The sequence below is a fragment of the Pseudomonas sp. Sample_22 genome (assembly GCF_004307635.1).
GTDB lineage: Bacteria > Pseudomonadota > Gammaproteobacteria > Pseudomonadales > Pseudomonadaceae > Aquipseudomonas.
The window spans coordinates 71,164-92,823 of sequence record NZ_RCNY01000048.1 but is presented as its reverse complement, the minus strand read 5'-3'; the positions used below and the strand labels follow the sequence as shown (position 1 = coordinate 92,823).

Below are 21,660 nucleotides of genomic sequence, written 5' to 3'. Positions count from 1 at the left end.
CGATCAGCACAGGCGATAGGCGAAGTCGCCGTCGCTGCCCAATTCGATGTTCAAACTCTGGATCGGTTTGTCCTGCGCCATTCGCTCCAGTACCCGCTGCGCGAGTTCCGGCATCAGGGTCTTGGACAAAATGTTGTCGATGTTGCGGGCGCCGCTGTCGACTTCCGTGCAGCGCGAGGCAATGGCTTTGACCAGCGCCTCGTCATAGCTCAGGACGGCCTGATGATTGCGCTCGAAGCGCTGGCGAATGCGCTCCAGCTTGAGTGCGACGATGCGCTCCAGAATCGCGTCCTTGACCGGGTAGTACGGGACGATGGTCAGGCGGCCGAGGAAGGCTGGCTTGAATACCTGATTCAGCTCGTCACGCAGTCCTTCGACGATGGCTTCGGGCGTCGGTTGCGGCTGGGCATTGAGGCACCACTGCATGATGCGGTCGGTGCCGGTGTTGGACGTGAGGATGATCACGGTATTGCGGAAGTTGATCTCGCGACCCTCACCGTCATCCAGCACGCCTTTGTCGAACACCTGGAAAAACAGTTCGAGCACGTCCGGGTGGGCCTTTTCCACTTCATCGAGCAGCACCACGCTGTACGGCTTGCGCCGCACGGCTTCGGTCAACACACCACCCTCGCCATAACCGACATAACCCGGCGGCGAGCCCTTGAGGCTGGAAACCGTGTGGGCTTCCTGGTACTCGGACATATTGATAGTGATGACGTTACGCTCACCGCCGTACAAGGTATCCGCCAGCGCCAGTGCGGTTTCGGTCTTGCCGACGCCGCTCGGGCCGAGCAACAGGAACACGCCGATCGGTTTGTTCGGGTCTTCCATGCGGGCGCGGGAAATCTTGATGCGTTTGCCGATTTCATGCAGCGCGTGGTCTTGTCCGAGTACCCGCTCAGCCAGCAGTGCAGGCAGGCGCTGCACGGTTTCGATTTCGTCGCGCAGCATCTTGCCCAGGGGAATGCCGGTCCAGCCGGAAATCACTTCACCGATGGTGCCGCCATCCACCAGGGCATGCACCAGCGGTTGCTCGCCCTGGACGCTGGCCAGTTCGGCGCGTACGGCGGCAATCTCAATGGCATCGGGTGATTGATTCTCGGGGTGGCTGAGGGCACCGAGTTGCTCCACCAGTTGCAGCTCGCGTTGCCATTGTTGTTCGAGGGCGTCGCGGGTCTGCTGCTCACTCTGCAACTCGGCATTGAGGGCGGTCAGGCGTCGGGCGTGGTCGCTGCCTTTGGCGGCTTCCTGCTCCAGGACCGAAATTTCCGCCTGCAAGTTGTCGATCTGACGCTTGCAGTCTTCCAGCGGTCCCGGCTGCGCCGATTGCCCCAAGGCAACCCGTGCGCAGGCGGTGTCCAGCACGCTGACGGCTTTGTCCGGCAACTGGCGCCCGGTGATGTAGCGATTGGACAGGCGCACGGCCTGCACCAGTGCTTCGTCCATCACCGTGACGTTGTGGTGCTCCTGCATCTTCGCCAGCAAGCCGCGCAGCATGTGGATCGCCTTGTCTTCGTCCGGCTCTTCGACCTTCACCACCTGGAAACGGCGGGCGAGGGCGGCATCCTTCTCGAAGTACTTCTTGTACTCGGCCCAGGTGGTCGCCGCGATGGTGCGCAGTTCGCCGCGAGCCAGGGCTGGCTTGAGCAGGTTGGCGGCATCGTTCTGCCCGGCCTGACCGCCCGAACCGATCAGGGTGTGCGCTTCGTCGATGAACAGAATGATCGGATGCAGGCTGCGCTTGGTTTCTTCGATGACCGACTTGAGACGGTTTTCGAACTCGCCTTTCACGCCGGCTCCGGCCTGCAACAAGCCCAGGTCGAGGGTGTGGATGGCAACGCCTTTGAGTACCGACGGCACGTCACCTTGAATGATGCGCAGCGCCAGGCCTTCGACCACGGCGGTTTTGCCGACGCCGGCTTCACCGGTCAGGATCGGATTGTTCTGGCGGCGGCGGGTCAGGATGTCGACCATCTGCCGCACTTCGAACTCCCGGCCCAGCACCGGGTCGATCCGGCCTTCGCGAGCGCTTTGCGTGAGATTGATGGTGTACTGATCGAGGGCCGGCGTCTTGCCGTTGCCTTTAACCGGGCTGCTGCTCACACCGCCAGTGGTGTCCAATGGTTTGGCCTGTTGCGACTCGGCGCTGCCTTCTACCAACGCGTTGAGATTCACGCGCAAATCGTCGGCGTTGATCTTCTCCAGCTCGGCTGCACCCGCGATCACCACCCGGCGCAGCTCGTCGTCATCGAGCAAGGCCTGCAGCAGATGACCGGTGCGGATCTGTGCCTGGCCGAACTCAATGGAGGCCAGGACCCACGCCTGCTCGATCATGCGAGTCAGGTGCGGGGACAGTGCCGGGGTGCGTGAATTGCCTTTTTTGAAAGTCCCCAGTGCCGTCACCAATTGCGCCTGCAAGCGCTCGGGCACCACATCGTAATGACGCAGGATCGCCGGCAGGTCGTTATCGCTGCTGTCGAGCAACTGCAACAACAGATGCTCGACTTCAACGTCGTAGTGGTGTTCCGACAGACAAAGCGCCGCGGCGCTTTCGGTGGCGGTGCGGCTGGTGTCGTTCAGCTTGGCGAACAGGGACTTCAGGTTCACAGGGAGACCCCATCAAAAGGAATGTGGAAGAGCGCGCAACGGGAGGGTTCCACGTCGACGCCTGGTCGTTTGAGCCAGCCGAGCCGGCCCAGCGAGACGTTGCCCTGGCGACCGAGGCGGGCGACGGGTACGGCTTGGGTCTTGAGCTTGGGCGCCAGTTGGAAATCGAGTTCCGCACCGACATAGAAACGCACCAGTTCGAGCAATTTCTGGTAATCGACGGCGCCTGGCTGCAAGCGTTGATAGTCGGCCAGTTCCAGTGGTGCGGTTTCGATGCGCACGCACGACTGGTAATCCCAGACCCGGTTACCGGCGACCGCGCTTTGCCCTAGCACGGCGTTCTTGCGGCCCAGTTGCGTGCATTGGCTGGCATCGAGCTTCAGCCAGCGACCGGCGAACGGCTTGACCTTGAACGGCAGCGAAAAATAGAAGCTGAGCATCACTTCCAGGTTCAACGCATTGCGTGGTTTCTGGGCGAACAGGCCGGAGAAATAGCTGAACAGTTCGCGGCGCAGGGGCGAGCCTTGTTTGTCGAATTTCTGTTTCTGCGCCTCCGGGCCGAAGCCCACCAGGTTGAGCAGATAGCGGTCGAAATCCGAGCTGCCGTTGCGTTCGTACTCGATGTAAAACTTGTACTTTTGCCAGGCCTCGTAAAACAGCGTGGTCATGCGGTGCGAAAAGATATCGAGGAAGGCGTGCGCTGCATCATCCCGATACTGGATGTGTCGCTCGATCAACAGCTCGGTGTACGGGCGCGGCAACACACCCGACGGCCCCACCAGTCCCATGAACGTGACTTGCACCTCGGACAGTGGCAGGCCGGCCACGGACACCTTGCCTTCGCGCTCAAACTGCAAGTCGCTGACTTCACTGGCCGGGAAGTTGAGCGACAGCTGCGAGCGAAAACGCAAAGGGTCTTCGTGCGGTCGGGTTTGCAGGTCCATGCGCCCGGTTCTGCTGTAATGCAGGCGAAGCAAGCGCACCAATTGGAAAAACTCGAATCGGTGCGGCTCAGCCCGTGCCTGGTCAATCAGACCAGAGGTTGATCGCCGGTTCGCGGTGGCCATTGGACGACTCTCTTTTCGCGCTGCAAGGTGCGAAGGGTTAATTGGGTAAAACTGTTCATGGAGCAGTACTGACCAAAGAAGTGATCGAGCACCATGCCGAACAAAAACACACCGCTGCCGGTGTATTGGCTTTCATCGAAATTGAGGGTGATACCGACGCCTCGAACGAAGTTCGGCCGTGGGTGACCGATGCGTGCAACGACCGGTTCGCTGCTCACCGAGACGATGCCGTTGATCTGTTTGCGGATCGCCGACACGTTTCGGTAGTTGTAGAGCGACAGCAGCTCCAGCAGCACTTCGCGGCCACGGGACACCAGTGACATGTGGTTCAGCGACAGGTGCGAAATCAGTCGCCAGATCACCCCGTTGCCCAGCGGTACACGAACAGTGGCGGTGGGTTTGCGCAGGCAGCGGATGTCCTTGATTACCGAGTTGCCGGGGATATTGAAATCGCCGCGCTCGCCACCGAAAGGCAGCATCAGGGGCAAGTCGCGGTTGCTGCAGGTCAGGCGGATGCTCAACGTATCGTTATTGGCCTCCAGCAAACCCAATTCGCGATCCACCACGCGGATAAACACGTTCGAGCCATCGCGCTGGCCGGACTGCACGGCGCGGCGCCGGGCAATCCAGAAACTTTGGCCGGAACCTTGATCGCCACGGGGTTCGAAAAACGGATGGCAAGTGCCAACCTGATCGATACCGCCGACCTTGCGCACGCGCCGTACGCGATCGATCGACACCACTTCGGCCGAGCTTTGCAGGCGCACATCCGGCGTCACCGCGTACTCGTGCTGAGCGTGGGTCAACTTGATCGGCTCAGCCTGCTGGCGGAACAGGTTGATGATCGGCGTGCAGTTGAGCTTGAAGTTATTGCGCCCGATATTTTGCGTCAGACGCGCCAGGCGATCGCTGAGGTCGTAGTCGGAAAAGTAGAAGTTGACCTCGACTTTCTCGATCTCCTTGCCCGCCAGAATGCGCGCGAACCCAGACAGGTCGAAGAACATGAACTTGTCGGGGAAGGTGAAGTATTCGTGCAGCAAGCGATAACCGAGGAACGAGCGCTCCGAGTAATCCACCAACCCTTCGTCCAGACCGTAACCGACAGCTTTCAGCGCGTTGGCCGGCAAGACCACCTCGCGGCTGCGCCCCTGATCCTCGAAGCTCAAAGTGGCCTTGGCCAGGTTGTTGAACAGCAGTTCGTACAGTTGCAGCATCAACGTGCTTTCGCCGTCGAGGAAAAACCGCAGGCTGTCGAGTTCCATCTTGCCGAACATCACATCGGAGGTCGCTGTCAGGCCGATGCGCAAGCGGGCGACCAGGTCGGCGCTGTGGCCGTTGAATGCCGAGCGCTCCATCTCGATGAACGACGCCTGCTGCACGGCTATTGGCCACAGCTCGACCGGGTAGCAGGTGCGGAATTTACACACCACGCCATCGATCGGGTTGGCACTGAGCTCGGTATGCCGGGGCACACGGAACGCTTCGGTGACCTTTTCCTGTTTGCCCAGGTTGAACTCGACGATCGACATCGACGGGGTAGGGCGCAGGTAATGCGGGTACAGCACTTCGAGAAACGATTCGACGATTTCCGGCAGCTCATCGTCGAGTTTTTTGTGCACCCGCGCAGAGAGAAACGAGAACGCTTCGATCAAGCGCTCGGTGTGCGGGTCTTCGCAGTTATCGCCCTCGATGAGCAACCGCGAAGCGATTTTCGGATACTGGCTCGCAAACTCCTGGCCCAAAAAGCGCAGGTGCGACAGTTCCTTTTCGTAATAGGGCAGCAGATCGTCGAGCATCAGTTGAGGTTCTGCACTTTGTATTCCTGGGTGTTGACCTGCAGCACCGCGTCGAAGGACACCTGACGGGTGATGTCTTGCAGGCGCAGGACCGCGTCCACGCGAAAGGTCAGCATGCGTTGGCCGGTCTGTTGTGCGAGCAGCTGGACTTTTACGCTGCGAAAGCGCCGGTCGCCGACCGTGATCGCCTTCTCCAGCTGCCGCTGGATCAACAGGCGATCTTTCGGATCAAGTACGCTGCGACTGGTGAAATCCGGCATGCCGTAGTCGAGGATGGTGCCGCCCAGATTGACGAAACCGTCCAGCTCGCTGGCGACCAGGGACTGGCGGGTGTTGACCAGAATCTCCAGGTCGCGAACGATGCTGGCCTTGTAATCGGCCAGCGAACACAAGCGTTGCGATGACGCTTCGATGGACTGATGCGGACGATCGTCCAGCAATCGGTCCAGCAGTGATGGCAACAGCTTGTGTTGACTCGTCATATCGCCTTCCTGGCAAAGTGTTCGATCAGCCGCGGGTCGATTGCGGCAATTCAGCAACCAGACGCAACGATGCAGTCAGTTCGTCCAGTTGATAGTGCGGGCGCAGGTACGTCACAGCCTTGTAGACGCCCGGCTTGCCCGGCACCTCGAACACTTCGGCACGCGCTTCGCGCAACGGGAACTTGGCCTTGGCTTCCTGGCTCGCGGTGTCGTCCAGCAACACGTAGCTCGACAGCCACTTGTTGAGGAACAGTTCGACGTCCTTGCGCGAGGCGAAGCTGCCGATCTTGTCGCGCATGATCGCCTTCATGTAATGCGCGATGCGCGAAGTGGCGAAGATGTACTGCAACTGCGCGGAAAGCCGGGCGTTGGCATTGGCGATATCGGTGTTGTACTGCTTCTGCTTCTGCGCCGACTGGGTGCCGAAGAACGCGGCGTAGTCGGTGCCTTTGCAGTGCACCAGCGGAATGAAACCGAGGTCCGACAGCTCTTTCTCGCGGCGGTCGGTGATGGCGATCTCGGTCGGACACTTGAGGGCGATTTCACCGTCATCGGTCTTGAATGTGTGGGTCGGCAAACCTTCAACCAGACCACCACCCTCGACACCACGAATTGCCACGCACCAGCCGTAACGGGAGAACGCATCGGTGACCCGAGTGCCCAGTGCGTAGGCGGCGTTCATCCACAGGTACTTGTTGTGGTCGCGTCCGTCGACGCTTTCGACGAAGTTGAATTCCTCGACAGGCGTGGTATCCGGGCCATACGGCAGGCGACCGAGCACGTGGGGCAGGGTCAGGCCGACATAGCGCGAGTCTTCGGAGGCGCGGAACGACTTCCACTTGGCGTATTCGACGGTGTCGAAAATCTTCGCCAGATCCCGTGGGCCGGACATGTCGGTAAACGAATCCCAGCCGAACAGTTCAGGCGAGGCTGCCGAGATGAACGGCGCGTGGGCGGCTGCGGCGACGTGGGAAATCTCTTCGAGCAGGTACATGTCTTCCGGGCTGCGGTTGAACTCGTAGTCACCCAGCAGCATGCCGAACGGTGCACCGCCGAAGGTGCCGTACTCTTCTTCGTAGATCTTCTTGAACAGCGCGCTCTGGTCGAATTCAGAAGCGGCCTTGAGATCACGCACCAGGTCTTTCTTCGACGCGTTGAGCAAGTGAATCTTCAGCGTGGTGCTGGTTTCGGTCTGGTCGACCTGATACTTCAGGCCACGCCAGGACGCTTCCAGCTGCTGGAATTCACTGGCGTGCATGATCTCGTTCATCTGCTCGGAAAGCATCGCGTCGATCTCGGCGATACGCGCATCGAGCACGGCGATCAGGTCCTTGCTCGGCGTCATTTCGCCTTCAAGGATCTGGTTGACCAACTCGCCAATCAGGTCGCGGGTTCGGGTGCGCTCGGTCTCGGAGCGGGCCACGCGGCTTTGCGAAATGATGCTGTCGAGCAGCGAGGATTGCGCGGTGAAGTTTTCCACTTCAACCAGTTCGCTGTCCTGTTGAGTCACGGTTTGCTTGTCGTTCATCGTCAGGCTCCTACACTTTGCCGTCGGTGGCTGGAATGGCGGCTTCGCGCCCGAATTCCTTGCCCAGGGTTTTCAACTTCTCAGTGTTCTGCAACACGTCCATCAACAGCTCTTCGAGCTTGTCGTTACCACCCATTTTGTTGCGCAGGTCTGCCAGCTTGTTGCGCACGTCCAGCAGCTTGCGCAGCGGCTCGACCTGCTTGACCACGTTCTGCGGCTCGAAGTCTTCGAGGGCGTTGAAGTTGAGCTCGACGCCCAGTTGTGTACCGTTTTTCGCCAGCGTGTTGTCGACGCGGTAGGTCAGGCGCGGCTTGATGCCCTTGAGCACACCGTTGAAATTGTCGCGGTCGATGAAAATGAACTTGCGGTCCTTGAGCTTCGGCAGCGGCTCCAGCGGGTTGCCGGAGAAATCGCCCAGCACACCGACGACAAAGGGCAGCTCTTTCTTTTCCTGAGCGTCACCGATATCCACGTCATAGGTGATATGGACCCGAGGCGCGCGGACGCGGTCGAGTTTGTGCTGGGTACTTTCCTTCTTCGCCATCGTGATCTCCTGTGCGAACAATTCGCTGCAAGTCGTGTGCGTGTCGGTTCAATGGGTGGCCGAGCGCGTTACATTCCTTCGATCGTCAGCAGCAGGCGCTGACGGATTTCATCGTTCATGTCCATGATGTTTTCAAAGCCCACCAACTCTTCGAAGCTGGTGTTGCCGGCGATCTGGGTGCTGCTGCGGATCACGGCCTCGTCGGGCAACTGCGAGCGAACCGGCGAGCCGATCACGCAGAAGGGCAGGTCGCCGAATTCCTTCAAGCGTTCGAACGTGACGGGAAAGCGCAAGCCTTCGAGCAGGCGGCTGATGCCGGGCGACTTGCTCAGGCAGTAGAACAGCACCAGGTAATGCACCACGAAGCGGTACAGCTCGGCGCTGCTGCGATTGGGGTCTTTGATGACAGTGCGGAAGCGTGCCAGATCGAACGAACTGAAGCCGACCACCCAGCGCACGGGGCTGGTGATGCGAATGGTTTGACCGTTTGCGCTCAGCACCTTGTCGTACTCCAGCGCAAACAATTGCGGGGTGGTACTGAGCAGATTGAGGGGGACTTCGAGCTCATTGACCAGCTGGAACGGAGCGACCGAGCCGATGCGGTCGTAGAGCTCCTTGAGCTCCTTGAAATGGTGCTGGGTCTCGCGCCCGCTGCTGCGTTGCGCACCCTGCAGGTACTCACCGAAAAACGTCTGGGGACGAATCAGCAAAGCCAGGGTCGCCAGATAATCCGCGGCCTGCGCCTTCAGCGCATCGGAAATGGCCCGGGTCTGGCTTCGCAGCTTGATCAATGCTTCAACATCAAAAAACGCTTGAGTCATCGGTACATCGTCCTTGAACACTCCACGCCTCCCTGGCTTAAAAAAACCGGTGCATGTCGAGTGGTTTGATTTCCCATGGACATCCGTCCACGAGAGGTAATTGCTGATGTCGGTCATCAAAAAAACACACTGCCGGAACCAACCGGGAGTGTGATGCTGGCATATGGATATTGAGTTGCCAGTAACGCCGTGTATGGCAACACGTCGTATCGAAAAGTTCATTCGGCGGCGGATTTTTTCTCGTTTTTGTTACACACCGCAATGATGCCTTCTTGCCACTATTTGCTGGATGTGTCTGTCAGACAGTTCCGAAAGCCAGTCAATTCAATGGTTTCAGAGGGGTTGTGGATCCAATTTTTAATCGAAAATATTTTAAAAAAGGTGAAGCGGTTCACCTAATACCCACTTGAGTGGCCGTTGACGAAAAAATTGCAGGACGAGTGTCATATAGCCGTCAACGAAGTGATGGCATCTCAGGATGTCGGGATATACAAGGCGGCCTCTCCATGGCTGAACAAGTGTTCGGGCAATATCGCGTTACATAACGTCGATATTTCTGTATAACGCGCCAAGTACGACTGCACTCAGTAACTTTCAGGTCGGGCCATACAATTGCGTGAAGGCTTTCGCGCCTTCGTGGGCTGGCATTTCCGGACGGTCGGAGCAGACATGATCGTCATGTTCTACGAGCCGATGGAAGGTTTGGTGCTATTCACCTTCGATTACAGTTGAATTCCATGAATAAGGCCGAACCGCAATCTCTTGTCGTCAGAGTCAAAAAGTATCTCGCGATTATCTTTTTGCTCTGCCTTCTAGGCGTTTCCATCTATGCGTACCTGCACAAACCAGAGTTTCCTGCTGAGATAGTCCTGAAGCAAGACTTCATTCCGGGACAGTCGATCTACATCGTTCAAGATGCCAGGGATGCAGATGAACCCAAAAGCCTGAGGTTCTACGTCAACAATGACGGCGGTAGGAATAATGAGACGATGAAGGTGCGCCTCGGCAAGACCCCGCCCTTCCTGGTCTCGGAAACTGACTTGAAAGACGTGGTAATCCAGCGTGTCTCCAACGGCCTGCACATCAAACTCAAAGGCGCAGTCTCGAACTACCAGAGCAACCTTTACCTTGAAGACGGCGACACTTACACCACGTATCGTGTAAGCCTTGAGCAAGTCGAAACGCGACCGCCCTTGCCGAGTGGTCGGTAGGCTTACTTCAGCGAGGCAATCACTGCGCAGACAACCGCAATCGCCAGCGCCGGCCACTGCATTGGCAAATCGATGATACTGGTTGCTGGCGGGGACTGGTCGTATTGATGGCGTGCCTGCTGCCATTCTCGTTGCGCATGCTCAAGCTGGCGAACAGGGCGGCGATGTTGCTGGCGTCCGAGCGCTTGGTATTTGCGAACTTGAAGGCGCCATTGCTGATCGGCACATCGCCGATTTTGGCCTGCATTTTGGTGATTATGTAGGTTTCGGATTACTGTTCTATTTTTCTTCCATCTGGCTTTTTAGTCGACGTAGCGTAGGGGATTCTCCTCCGATCAGTTCGATTTTAAATTCCGCAAAAGCTAGCTCAAGTTCTGCGTATTGCTGCAAGCCGTCTTCAGTGAACAAGTAGCATCCAGGGATATCCCGCCACTCCAAAGGTGTGCGGATTCGGCCTCGTTCAGCCCGGTCCATCAGGGGCGCCAGCTCTAGATCCAGTTGAGCTACAGCTGGGTCCTCTGCCATCAATGCATCGATGGTCGACCGTAGCCTCAGAGTTTTTTCTTTCAGTTTTTCGATATCCATGGGAACGGATTTTTCTGTATTGGATTACTGGCCACAATGATGTCTGCTTGCCACTACTTGTGGGATATGTCTGTCAGGTAATTCTGAAATTCAGCCAATTCAGTGATTTCGACGACGTAGTGGATCAAGTATTTAATCCAAATCTATGTGAAGCCGGTTCAATATTGAAGGCTAACAAGCAATTCGGAGGCGATGAGTGATGTGCTAGCATTTCGACATATGATTTCCTGAGAAAAAATACCTGCTTGACACTTGGTGTTGCATAGGTGTTTCCTTTCGCACGTGCTCAGATGACGATTGAAAAATGTGATGCAGTTCTATTTTTGTTGAAGTCCTTCGGCACTTTTTCCGCAGGGTGGTTGTCGCACCCACGGGTCATTTTCCGCCGTTTGTGATTCAGGAAGACAATTGAAACAGCGGTTTTTTCGTGATGGTTGATGGGGCAATGCTCTTCGGGCGGAGTATGGCCCAAGAAAGATTGTTCAGTTATTGCACGGAGCAGGTTTTGCCGAAGATCTTTTCGGGAAGGCGGTATTAGGAGAAAGGAACATGGACGAAAGGTTTTTACCCTGCACAGTGGCGAACCCCCGTGGCACACGATCACAAGCTGGATTGATTGGCGGCGGTAGCCTTCCGTTTCCCAGCGAACTCGCCTCGCGGGCTATTCCTGCACCACCAAATTTTGCCGGTTACTACGCGACCAGTGATTACAACGCGGCGATGTTTCTTGCCCATGAACTGGCTTCGCCCGAATTGGAAATGTCGCCGAGTGAGGCGCAAGAGTCCTTGCAGTTACTGCGCTCGTTAATCAGGAATTTGTCTTCGGCGAAGGACGTTTCCGTCGAAGCGCTGCAAGAATTACAGAAAACCGCAGCGGCCATCCCGGAGATAGGCTCTTTGTTGTTTTCTCCAGCCAACTTGCCTGGCACGTTGGTCAGTGCAGGCACCAGCGTAGCTGCATTTTCCAAGTCGAAGTCGGTTGTAGACTTGCTGGATCTCTCCGCGGCCGACAAGAAAAAACTGATCAAGTGGGCCAATAGTCGGGGCACAGCGAACTCGATCTCGGCTAAGAAAGCCTTCAAAGGCAGGATAAAACTGATTCGGGTTGCAGGGCAGTTGCACTTCGAGGTGCCGATTACTGCTCAGGCACAAAGTTACAAGGTGCTCGGTCGGGTTGGAGGGCAAGTTGCTAATCTTCCGGCTTATGGAACAAAAACTGCACTGAGTAAGCGTGCAATGTTGCATGCCGGAGGAGCGGCAGGCGGACTAAAATTCATGACGGGTAATACGGTGGGTGTGGCGCTAGCCATTGGGCCGCAGGCTTATCTGGATTATACAAGTTCGACTTCAATGGAAGAGTTTTATAGGGAGTCTGCATATAGCCAGCCTACTAACGTAGCGGCGTTCGCCAGTGGTGTATTAGTGAGTTTTTTTATGGGGTCTTCGCTGGTTGCAGCTCCATTGGTAATAGTGTTGTTGGTTGGTTGGGGTGCTGGTCTGGCAGTTCAATATTATATGGGTAAGTCCGGCGCTGATAAAAAGATTGGTGGTTCAATAAATAAGTTGATTGATCATGCTTTTTGATCCTGCTGTAGATACGGTGAAAACTGGTCCGTGGGTTGTTTTTCTTATGGTTGTGTTTTTTGGTATGTTTGGTCCGCCAGGAGTGCCATATTATTGGTCTATATATTGTGTTGTAGTGGTTTTTTTCTTGCTCATAACTCTTTTTTTGGTTGGGGCTTGTGAGCGATATGTGTTTTTTGTTGTGATGATATTTTTCACTGGTGTCGGCATAATGGGTTTTTTGTTTTCTAGTGTTTTGTATTTGGTTGTCTCGGATTTTTTTGGAGAGGGGAGTTTTAAATCGATCGCTATTGGACTGTCGCCCTTGATTTTGATTTCTTTGGCGGTAGCGATTGCTGCTTATGGTAGAAGTCATTTATCAAGCTTTAGACTTGAAGGCAATAAAGTGGCTTTTAAGGTCGAGAGCCGAGAGAAGTATAGTGCAGGTTTTCTGGCAGGGCTTCTTACTCTAACAGGGGGGGGAGTGTTGAAATTAATAGGTTCATTAAATGGTGGTGCGCTTGGGGTTTTAGTCGGTACATCTGGTTGTATAGCTTTAATACTTTACTGTCGGCATACAATCCAAGGTCTTCGCGCGCTGCGACTCCGGGAGCATACAATGCCTACTCCGTACACCTTCATGAGAATCGATGAAATACGCGAAGCCCGCAGTCGTTGGTGGTTGGGGAGATTATTTAAATGGTTGCTTTCTTCGCGTCAGTCTCATGATTGATTCGCAAAATTTAAAGAAGGGTGGGTGGATTGTCTTTTTTTCTGCTGCTCTATTTGGTGCCTTTGGTCCCTCAAATTTGAGCTATTTCTGGTGGGTATATCTATTTTTTATAGTTGCACTGCTAGGTTTTGTTTTGTACGTAATTTATAGCTGTGAACGATTTGTGTTGTATCTGTCGTCACTGTTTTTGCTGGTGGTCGGTATCTTTACTTACCTAGCCTGTACGGTGGCATATCTATCTGCTTCGAGAGTCTTAGGTGGGAACAGTTTGCTTGCTGCACTGGTGGGCTTGTCACCAGCGCTAACAGTGTTTTTAACGGTTGCCACAATACTCTATGGGGAGACGGTTTTTTTTCCTTTCGAGTGCAAAGGGAATAGAGTTGCCGCGCGGGGTAAGGGGCAGAGCAATAAAAGTCATAGTGTTGGATTGGTAGTGGGTGCGGCTGTGCTCACAAGCGGAATATTTTTCAAGTCAGTTGATGCGCAGACAAGCAATGTACTAGCAGTCGTAATCTGCACTGGATGTTCAATAGCTATTTCGATTTTGTCACGTCACAGTATTCGAGGTCTGCGCACGCTTCACATCCAAGAACGAAATATGCCTGCACCCTATACCTTCATGGAAATTGACGAAATACGTGAAGCTCGCAGGCGCTGGTGGTTGAGTAGGTTGTTTAAGTGGTTAACTTCCCTGCGTTCTTCGACGTGATGTGGCGCGGAGTCGAGTGAAATGGTCATGATTGATGCAAAGAATATAAAAAAACAAATTTTTCTAATGTTTATTGGAGTGGCCTTTTTTGGTGCTTTTGGACCCTCAAACTTGAAGTATTTTTGGTGGTGGTATTTTTTTATTGTTGTGGTTGGTTTTGGTTTTAACCTATATCTAATTTATTGCTGTGAGAGATATATTTTGTTATTGGCGACGGTGTTGTCAGTTGCGATATGTATTTTTCCTTATATTGCTGGTAGTCTGGCGTACTTGATTGTCTCAGATTATTTTGGCAAGGGAGATCCTAGATCTGTAGCTATTGGGATAGCACCGATCACTATAGTGCTTATGATGTTTTTGGTGATTTTTTATAGTAAGGCATCGTTCTTTCCTTTCGAATGCGTAGGCAATAGAGTCGCGCCTCGACCTAAAAGAATTGTGAATTCCAGGAATTATAACCTTGGATTAATTTCCGGTGTATCGACGCTCACAGGCAGTATGTTTCTAAAGTCGGTGGGTGCAGAAACGGGCGGCATGTTTGTGGTGGTAGCCTGCACGGTGCTTTCTGTAATTCTTCTTTTTTACGTACGTCATGGCATCCGCGGTCTCCGCACCCTTCATATCCGTGAGCGCAAAATGCCAACCCCCTTCACCTTCATGCAAATCGACGAAATACGCGAAGCCCGCAGCCGCTGGTGGCTGGGTCGGTTATTCAAGTGGTTGGGTTCCCTGCGCCAGTCGACAGGTTCCTGACGATCAGAACGTTAATGCGGTGGTTGCCCGAATATTGATTCCAGGAGTTGCACATGACAATGGACCTTTCATCCCTGTTTACCGCACAGAACCGGCGCCTGTTCAAACTGACCATGCCGCTCAAAAGTGGTCAGGAGCTCTTGCTTGAGTCTTTCACCGGACACGAAGGCCTGTCGATGGAGTTTGGTTTCCATTTGGACCTTCTGTCCGATGATGCCAGCGTAAAACTCAAATCCGCCATGGGGCAGTCGGCGACGATAGAGATCGAACTGGCGACTGGCGCAAGTCGTTACATCAACGGGCATGTACTGCGTTTTGGCAGTAATGGCAGCGACGGTGGGATGTGTCGGTATTTCGCGCTGATTGGCTCCTGGCTCAGTTTGCTTGAACAGCGGTTCGACTCGCAGATATTCCAGGACCAAACCGTCGAACAAGTGATCACCCAAGTGTTCAGTCGTTATGAAGGGCTGGCCAAGTTCGAATTTCGTATCAACCGTACGCTCAAACCCCATAGCTATATCACTCAGTATCGGGAAAGTGATCGGCATTTCGTCATGCGCCTGCTGGAGCACGAAGGGCTGTTCTATTACTACGAACATGCTGCCGACAGTCACACGCTGATCATCATGGATGATTCAACCCAGTTGCCTGCGCTGCCAGAGCAGCCACAAGTGCGATTTCACACGGCGTCCATCACAGAGTCGGCGGATTCAATCACTCACTGGAATGCGGTAAGGGAATTGCAGTCGAGCAAGATAGCGGTCCAGACGTTCGATTACCGTCAGCCTCGAAACCGCCTGCCGGTCAGCATGAACAGTCTCAATCAGCAGGGCGATGTACCGGCCTACGAGATTTACGATTTCATGGGCCAGTACACCCATGCAAACTATGACGATGGCGAAGTGTTGGTGCGCAATCGTATCGAGGCTTTGGAGCTCAGGGGCAAGGGATTTTCGGGAAGGAGCAATTGCCGTGCGATGCGCCCGGGCTATACGTTCGAACTCACGCAGCATTACGAACACGATAATGGCTCAGTCGAGGATCGACAATTCTTGCTGACGTGCATCGAGCACTGGGGCAGTAATAATTACCTGTCCGGCGGGCAGGCGGGTTATGCCAACAAGTTTGATTGCGTACGCAAGAAAATCAAGTTCCGACCGCAGCTCGACACGCTGACGCCAACGATTTCCGGCCCGCAAACCGCCATTGTTGTCGGCCCACCTGGCGAGGAAATCTATACCGATGAACTGGGCCGGGTGAAAGTACAGTTTCACTGGGACCGCTACGGCGAGTTCAACGACAAGAGTTCCTGCTGGGTCCGTGTCGCACAGTCCGGCGCCAGTGGCGGTTTCGGCAGTGTCTTGATCCCTCGCGTTGGCGACGAGGTGGTTGTGGCTTTCCTTGATGGAGACCCCGACCGCCCGCTGGTCATGGGCAGTCTCTACAACAGCCAGAACACACCGCCTTGGTCGCTGCCGGCGAACAAGACCCAGAGTGGTTTTTTGACCCGGTCAATGAAAGGTGACGGCGGTACGGCGAACTTCTTCCGCTTCGAAGACAAGGCCGGTGCCGAGCAGATCATCATGCATGCCGAGCGCAACATGGACACCGAGATTGAGGTCGACGAGACCCACAGTGTCGGCAGCAACCGCACGATCACGGTCGGTGGCACGCACACTGAAACGATCAAGAAAGACACGGTGATGAATGTCCAGGAAGGCTCGCTGACGATTCAGGTCGATAACCAGTTCATCCAGGTCAACGCCAAGCAACACATCATTCTTCAGGTGGGGGAGAGCAGCATCATTCTCACGCCGGACGGCATCGAGATCAAAGGCAAGACGATCAACACGGTCAGTACCGGCACGACCCAGATCACCGGTTCCGAGGTCAGGGTCAATGACTGAGGTAGCGGCGCGATGATCAGAACCAGCCTCTACGATCGCATTTCCGAAAAGCGTATTGCGCAAGAGGAAGCTGAACGGCTCGCCCAGCAGAACGCGGTCCCCGTCCAGCCTGAGCCCGAGCCGGAACCCGCGCCTGTGGTGGCGCTGAAAGACACGCCCAGCAGCTTCAGTTTCGCGGGATTCAATCTGGCATTTCCGACGGGTTTTCAATTCCGCGAGATCCAGACCACTGTCGAGCACGAAGGCGAACCGGTCAGCCTGACGATCAAGCGACGTGATGTGCAACAGGGGCAGACCCTGGAGCAACTGTTCGATGCCTCGGTGCAGGCGTTTCGCAAGGAACACCCGGACGTGCGCATCATTCGCCAGCGCGATGTCATCGTGGCCGGTAGTACGGCGAAGTCGGCGGATCTGCATTTCAAGAGCGGCCATGCCGATCGACACGCGCGCCTGGTGGGTGCGCTTGTGCCGGTCGTTGGACGTGAAGATATGCAATGGCTGAGTATCGGTTGCGAGATTGATCCGGCAAGACCCGCGCTCAGTCTCTGGCTGGTTGATTTTGACGGCATGCTCGATGACCTCGCGGCCAGCTGAAATACCCTTTTTTTGAATTCAGGAATTTACATCACATGGATTATGAGTTGCAGGAAGGCAGCATTGCGTTGCCACAGGGTTTCCAGGATCGAACCGTAAACATGTTTGTGCTGGGGGCAAGCATTCCCGCACCATTGAGCATCACCATTTCCCGCGATACTTTGCTGCCCGGCGAGGCGCTCAAAGCCTACGTCGAACGTCAGATCAAGATGCTCGCGTCCAAGCTGCGCGGCTATACGCTACTGGGCAAAAAAGCCGTAGCGCTGTCGACTTCGGCGCCGATCGACGGCGTGCAGATCGATGCGTATTACATGACCGATGGCCGACCGTTCTACCAGCGTCAGGCAGCGTTTCTGATTTCACCGGGACGCGCGATAATCTTTTCCACTACCGCCCAGGCTGATTTCAGCAGTGAGCAGAACCAGAACTGGGTGGACCTGCTGGCGAGCTTTCAGCCTCGCCTGCCGGGCGACTCCGTGACCGACTCCAGCGCTCAGGAGTAACGGTCATGTTCGAAGCCGCAAGGTTTGGTGATGAACTGTCGCACACCAGTGCATTGGGCGGGTTTCTCATCGGCGCAGCACTTGGCATAGCGTTGATCGCTACGGTGGCGATCGCGACGTTTACCTGTGGGTTTGGCGTGGCATTGTTGGCAGGTTTACTGGCAGGCGTCGGAGGTAGCCTGCTCACCGCGGCCGGAGAAAAGATAGGCAGTATGTTTTCTTCACCCGCGGGGACCATTGTCACCGCGTCGCCCAACGTCTTCATCAACAGCCGCAAGGCAGCCCATGTGGAGAAAAGCACCGGCGCCTGCGATAAGCATCCAGGCCCGGTGAAGGTCGCCGAAGGTTCAACCAACGTCTTCATCAACGGTACGGCGGCTGCTCGCAAGGGCGACAAGTTGACCTGCGGTGCTACCCTCTCCAGCGGTTCGGACAATGTTTTCATCGGTGGCGGAACCTACCGCTACCTGCCGGTGGACGATGAAATTCCCGGGTGGCTGCGGACCACGGTCGACATTCTGATGGCGGTTGCCGGCGCGGCGGGCGGTATCGCCCAATTGATCAAGGCCGGGACCCAGGCCGGCATGAAAGCCGTCATGCCCTGCGTCCTGAAATTCACCGCCGGATTCGTCGCCGGTGAGGTGGCGTCGCGTTACGTCGTGGGCCCTGCCATCGAGCGCGCGGTGGGTGGCTTGATCGGCAACCCGGTCGACGCGACTACCGGCCGCAAGGTCATCACCGACGAAACCGACTTCAGCCTGCCGGGCCTGATGCCTATTCAATGGTCGCGGTTCTATGCAAGCGACCTGGGTGTCGACAGCGTACTTGGAAAAGGATGGGTCCTGCCCTGGGAGCAGAGCCTGCGTCGCAGTGGCGCTTTTGTCTATCTCACCGACAATCAGGGGCGCAGCGTTCCGTTCGTGGACGTGCAGCCAGGGGAGCGCATCTACAACCCGCATGAACAGGTGTATCTGGTTTGCACCGAAGGCGGTCACTATCTGCTGCAAACCCTCGACAACACCTTTTTTTACTTCGGCGAAGTCGAAGACGACAACATCCCCGTGGCGCTGCAACGCATTGAAAATGCCCTGGGTCATTTCCTGCATTTCACTCGCACCGCTGAAGGTACGCTCACCGACATCAGCGCCACTGGTGGCGTGCGGGTGCACCTGCATTACGACAACCCGCTGGGTCGCCTCACCGATGTCAGGCGTATAGTCGCCAACGAGGCCGTTGAAACGCTGGTGCAGTACCGTTACGACAAGCACGGCCAGCTCAATGAAGTGATCAATCGCAACGGTGATTCAGTACGCCGTTTCAGCTATGCCGACGGTGTGATGGTCAGTCACAGCAATGCCCTCGGCCTGACCTGCAACTACCGCTGGGAACACATCGATGGCCAGCGGCGCGTGGTGGAGCACTGGACCAGCGATGGCGAACGTTACCTGTTCCGTTACGACAGACAGGCCCGTATTACGTGGGTCACCGATGTGCTCGGGCGCGAAGCCGAGCTTCATTACAACGCCGATCATCGCGTCACCGCCAGCCGCGACTTCGGCGGCGAACACTACGCCATCGATATCGATGACAGCGGCAACATGACTGGCCTGACACTGCCGGATGGCAACAGACTCACGCTCAAGTACGACGAATACTCACGCCTGCTTGAAGAGAGCGACCCGCTCGGGCGCACGATCAAATACCGCTATCACCACCTGACCCCGCTGATCACCCAGGTGGACTACCCCGACGGCAGCACATGGCAGGCCCGCTACGACGACAAAGGCAACCTCATCGCCGAAGTCGACGCCCTCGGTCACACCACCGAATACCTCAACGGCGACGATGGCCTGCCACACACCATCATCGACGCGACCCACAAGTCCAAATACCTGTGGTGGAACACCCTGGCCCAGGTCGAGCGCTTCCAGGATTGCTCGGGTAAAACCACCACATACCGCTTCGACGAGCGCCAGCACCTGGTCGCCGTCACCGACGCGCTGGGCCAGACCACCACGCTGGAACGCAAACCCGACGGCGAAGTGCTGCGCATCCATCACCCGGACGGCAGCGGCGAATCGTTCACCTACAACGCCCTCGGCCAGGTGCTGACGCACACCGACGGCAAAGGCCAGACCACGCGTCTGCTACGCACCGCCCGGGGACTGCCGAGCAGCCGCCAGGACGCCAAGGGCCAGCGCATCCGCTACGAATACGACGCGGCGATTCGCCTGACCGCGTTGATCAACGAAAACAACGCGGCGTACCAGTTCGCCTACGATGCGTCCGACCGGCTGATCGAAGAAAAACGCATCGACAACCTGACCCGGCGCTTCAGCTACAACCTGGGCGGGCATCTGACCCAGGTCGACGAAACCGGCTACGGCGAACGCGGCGAGCGGCCACAACGCCGCACCGAATTCGAGCGCGACAGCATTGGCCGGCTGCTGGCCAAACTCAATGCCGATGCCCGTCAGGATTATGCATATGACGACGGCGATCGCCTGCTGTCGATCCAACGCCTGCCGACCGCGCAGGGCAAGCAACTGGGTGTCAGCGAAGAAACCCTCGAATTCTCCTACGACCTGCTCGGCCGCCTGATCCAGGAGACTACGGCGCAAGGTGCCTTGTCCTACGAGTACGACCCGCTAAGCAACCTCACCACCCTGATGTTGCCTACCGGCCAACACCTCAATCACCTGTACTACGGCAGTGGCCACCTGCACCAACTCAACCTCGACGGCCAGCTCATCAGCGACATCGAGCGCGACGACCTGCACCGCGAAGTCCTGCGCACCCAGGGCGCGCTCACCAGTTGCTTTGGCTACGACGCCATGGGCCGCAAAGCCTGGCAATTCGCCTCTACCTTGCCGGCAGAAAAGCTCTCGCAAATTCACAATCCAGGCATCCAACCTGCGCTGTTGGTCGAACACGCCTACAACCCGATCCACCGCCGCCATCAATACGACCCGGCTGGCGAGTTGACCCGCACCCTCGACAAACTGCGTGGCGAGATCAAGTACGAATATGAAGCCAACGGCCAACTGCACAGCCGCGACACCGGCCAGTTGATCGACAGCGAAGAATTCCGCTACGACGCCGCGGCGAACCGGCTGAACTTCAACACCAGCCAGTTCGACCACGTCAAAGACAACCGTCTCAAGCGCTGGCGAGATCAGGAATATGCCTACGATGCGTGGGGCAACCTGATTGAGAAACGCAGCGGGATGGGCACGCTGCAGACGTTTGTTTATGACTGTGAGAATCGGCTGGTGCGGGCCGAGACGTTGATCAACGGCAAGCTGGAGAGTACCGGTGCATATCGGTACGACAGCCTTGGGCGGCGGGTTGGTAAACAGTCTGTTGTTAATGGCGTGACCGAGCAGAAACACTTCTTATGGCAAGGCCTGCGGATGCTGCGGGAGGAGCGTCCGGGGCAAAGCAGTCTGTATATCTACGAACCGGGCAGCTATGTGCCGTTGGCGCGTGTCGACCAGGCAGAAGGTGAAGCGCAGCAGCTTTACTACTTCCATACCGACCAGATTGGTACGCCGTTGGAGATGACTGACCGGGAAGGGCAGATCGTCTGGCAGGCGACGTACAAGGCTTGGGGGGCGGTTGAGAAGCTGACGGTCAATGAAGTCGAGCAGAACCTGCGGTTTCAGGGGCAGTATTTCGACGATGAGACGGGGCTGCACTACAACACGTTTCGGTATTACGATCCGGAGGTGGGGCGGTTTGTTACGCAGGATCCGATAGGGTTAATGGGGGGGGATAATCTCTATCAATATGGAAGCAACCCGTTAGGTTGGATAGACCCTTTAGGGTTAGCATGTTCGTCGCTTCATGAAAGGGTAGTAAATGATGCGAACAAGGTCGCGTCTGCTGGCGGGGAAATCACTGCGAAGCAAGCGCAGATATTGAAAGGAAATCTGCCCGTTGTTCAGAGGCGTACTGTGTTTCAAAATCAGATGGCACGTAAAGAATTTGTGGGTAGTCAAAACTATTTGATGAAGCAATGGGAAGCCAACACCGGTAGAGTATGGCCATCTGGAGCAACTCCCCATCACATCATCCCTTTGGAAAGCGGTGGCGCAAACAAGTGGTGGAATCTAATGCCGACACACGGCTCGTTACCTAATCATTCCTTGCCAGGAATTCCAGGTCCGCATGCCGCAGGTGGAGTTCTCAGGACAACAATTCAACAAGGAAGAAAGGCTCTGCCGCCTGGTACAATAACTGATTTGAGATTGTAAT

General features: G+C 56.0%; 18 protein-coding genes. 10 read left to right on the top strand and 8 right to left on the bottom strand.

All coding sequences use genetic code 11. The features are described from left to right. Window positions 1–3 precede the first annotated feature (3 nt). From tssH to D8U73_RS12205, 7 genes are all read right to left on the bottom strand, one after another. Complete coding sequence (tssH, locus tag D8U73_RS12235; protein ID WP_130904594.1) at window positions 4–2,607, bottom strand: type VI secretion system ATPase TssH; 2,604 nt, start codon at window positions 2,605–2,607, stop codon at window positions 4–6. Continuing rightward, window positions 2,604–3,674, bottom strand: a complete 1,071-nt coding sequence (gene tssG / locus D8U73_RS12230; RefSeq protein WP_056856674.1) for a type VI secretion system baseplate subunit TssG — start codon at window positions 3,672–3,674, stop codon at window positions 2,604–2,606. Before tssG ends, tssH begins: the two co-directional genes overlap by 4 nt. Beyond that, on the bottom strand, window positions 3,638–5,470 hold the full coding sequence (tssF, locus tag D8U73_RS12225; protein WP_130904593.1) for a type VI secretion system baseplate subunit TssF: 1,833 nt from the start codon (window positions 5,468–5,470) through the stop codon (window positions 3,638–3,640). Before tssF ends, tssG begins: the two co-directional genes overlap by 37 nt. Next, a complete protein-coding gene (tssE, locus tag D8U73_RS12220) occupies window positions 5,470–5,952 on the bottom strand; it encodes a type VI secretion system baseplate subunit TssE (protein WP_056856672.1) in 483 nt (160 codons plus the stop codon). The genes tssF and tssE overlap by 1 nt, the downstream gene beginning before the upstream one ends. A 25-nt stretch (window positions 5,953–5,977) precedes the next feature. Then, window positions 5,978–7,480 carry a type VI secretion system contractile sheath large subunit gene (tssC, locus tag D8U73_RS12215; protein WP_056856671.1) on the bottom strand — a complete coding sequence of 501 codons (1,503 nt, stop codon included), beginning with the start codon at window positions 7,478–7,480 and terminating at the stop codon, window positions 5,978–5,980. 10 nt (window positions 7,481–7,490) lie between these two features. Beyond that, the gene (gene tssB, locus D8U73_RS12210) at window positions 7,491–8,024 is read right to left on the bottom strand and encodes a type VI secretion system contractile sheath small subunit (protein WP_130904592.1); all 534 of its coding nucleotides are present in this window, start codon (window positions 8,022–8,024) and stop codon (window positions 7,491–7,493) included. 68 nt (window positions 8,025–8,092) lie between these two features. Continuing rightward, window positions 8,093–8,845 (bottom strand): hypothetical protein, encoded by a 753-nt coding sequence (locus D8U73_RS12205; protein WP_130904626.1) that lies wholly within the window; start codon window positions 8,843–8,845, stop codon window positions 8,093–8,095. Window positions 8,846–9,582: 737 nt separating this feature from the next. Between D8U73_RS12205 and D8U73_RS12200 the strand changes: the two genes are divergently transcribed. Both D8U73_RS12200 and D8U73_RS29160 read left to right on the top strand, forming a co-directional pair. Further along, complete coding sequence (locus D8U73_RS12200) at window positions 9,583–10,056, top strand: hypothetical protein (RefSeq protein ID WP_130904591.1); 474 nt, start codon at window positions 9,583–9,585, stop codon at window positions 10,054–10,056. A gap of 107 nt (window positions 10,057–10,163) precedes the next feature. Next, complete coding sequence (locus D8U73_RS29160; RefSeq protein WP_177434470.1) at window positions 10,164–10,319, top strand: hypothetical protein; 156 nt, start codon at window positions 10,164–10,166, stop codon at window positions 10,317–10,319. 16 nt (window positions 10,320–10,335) lie between these two features. On the opposite strand, the gene D8U73_RS12195 is transcribed toward D8U73_RS29160, so the two are convergent. Next, window positions 10,336–10,641, bottom strand: a complete 306-nt coding sequence (locus D8U73_RS12195; RefSeq protein ID WP_130904590.1) for a hypothetical protein — start codon at window positions 10,639–10,641, stop codon at window positions 10,336–10,338. A 549-nt stretch (window positions 10,642–11,190) separates the two neighbouring features. Here D8U73_RS12195 and D8U73_RS12190 point away from each other — a divergent pair. The 8 genes from D8U73_RS12190 to D8U73_RS12155 are packed head-to-tail and all read left to right on the top strand — an operon-like array spanning window position 11,191 to window position 21,659. After that, window positions 11,191–12,225, top strand: coding sequence for a hypothetical protein (locus D8U73_RS12190; RefSeq protein ID WP_056856669.1), 1,035 nt, complete (start codon window positions 11,191–11,193; stop codon window positions 12,223–12,225). Further along, window positions 12,215–12,937, top strand: coding sequence for a hypothetical protein (locus D8U73_RS12185; protein ID WP_130904589.1), 723 nt, complete (start codon window positions 12,215–12,217; stop codon window positions 12,935–12,937). Before D8U73_RS12190 ends, D8U73_RS12185 begins: the two co-directional genes overlap by 11 nt. Further along, window positions 12,855–13,646 (top strand): hypothetical protein, encoded by a 792-nt coding sequence (locus D8U73_RS12180; protein WP_130908505.1) that lies wholly within the window; start codon window positions 12,855–12,857, stop codon window positions 13,644–13,646. The genes D8U73_RS12185 and D8U73_RS12180 overlap by 83 nt, the downstream gene beginning before the upstream one ends. Before the next feature lie 21 nt (window positions 13,647–13,667). Continuing rightward, the gene (locus D8U73_RS12175) at window positions 13,668–14,399 is read left to right on the top strand and encodes a hypothetical protein (protein ID WP_130904587.1); all 732 of its coding nucleotides are present in this window, start codon (window positions 13,668–13,670) and stop codon (window positions 14,397–14,399) included. A gap of 53 nt (window positions 14,400–14,452) precedes the next feature. Continuing rightward, window positions 14,453–16,306, top strand: coding sequence for a type VI secretion system Vgr family protein (locus tag D8U73_RS12170; RefSeq protein WP_177434469.1), 1,854 nt, complete (start codon window positions 14,453–14,455; stop codon window positions 16,304–16,306). Window positions 16,307–16,318: 12 nt separating this feature from the next. Beyond that, a complete protein-coding gene (locus D8U73_RS12165; protein ID WP_056856666.1) occupies window positions 16,319–16,900 on the top strand; it encodes a DcrB-related protein in 582 nt (193 codons plus the stop codon). Window positions 16,901–16,935: 35 nt separating this feature from the next. Then, window positions 16,936–17,403, top strand: a complete 468-nt coding sequence (locus tag D8U73_RS12160; RefSeq protein ID WP_056856665.1) for a DUF1795 domain-containing protein — start codon at window positions 16,936–16,938, stop codon at window positions 17,401–17,403. A 5-nt stretch (window positions 17,404–17,408) separates the two neighbouring features. Continuing rightward, on the top strand, window positions 17,409–21,659 hold the full coding sequence (locus tag D8U73_RS12155) for an RHS repeat-associated core domain-containing protein (protein ID WP_130904586.1): 4,251 nt from the start codon (window positions 17,409–17,411) through the stop codon (window positions 21,657–21,659). The last annotated feature ends 1 nt before the right edge of the window (window position 21,660 follow it).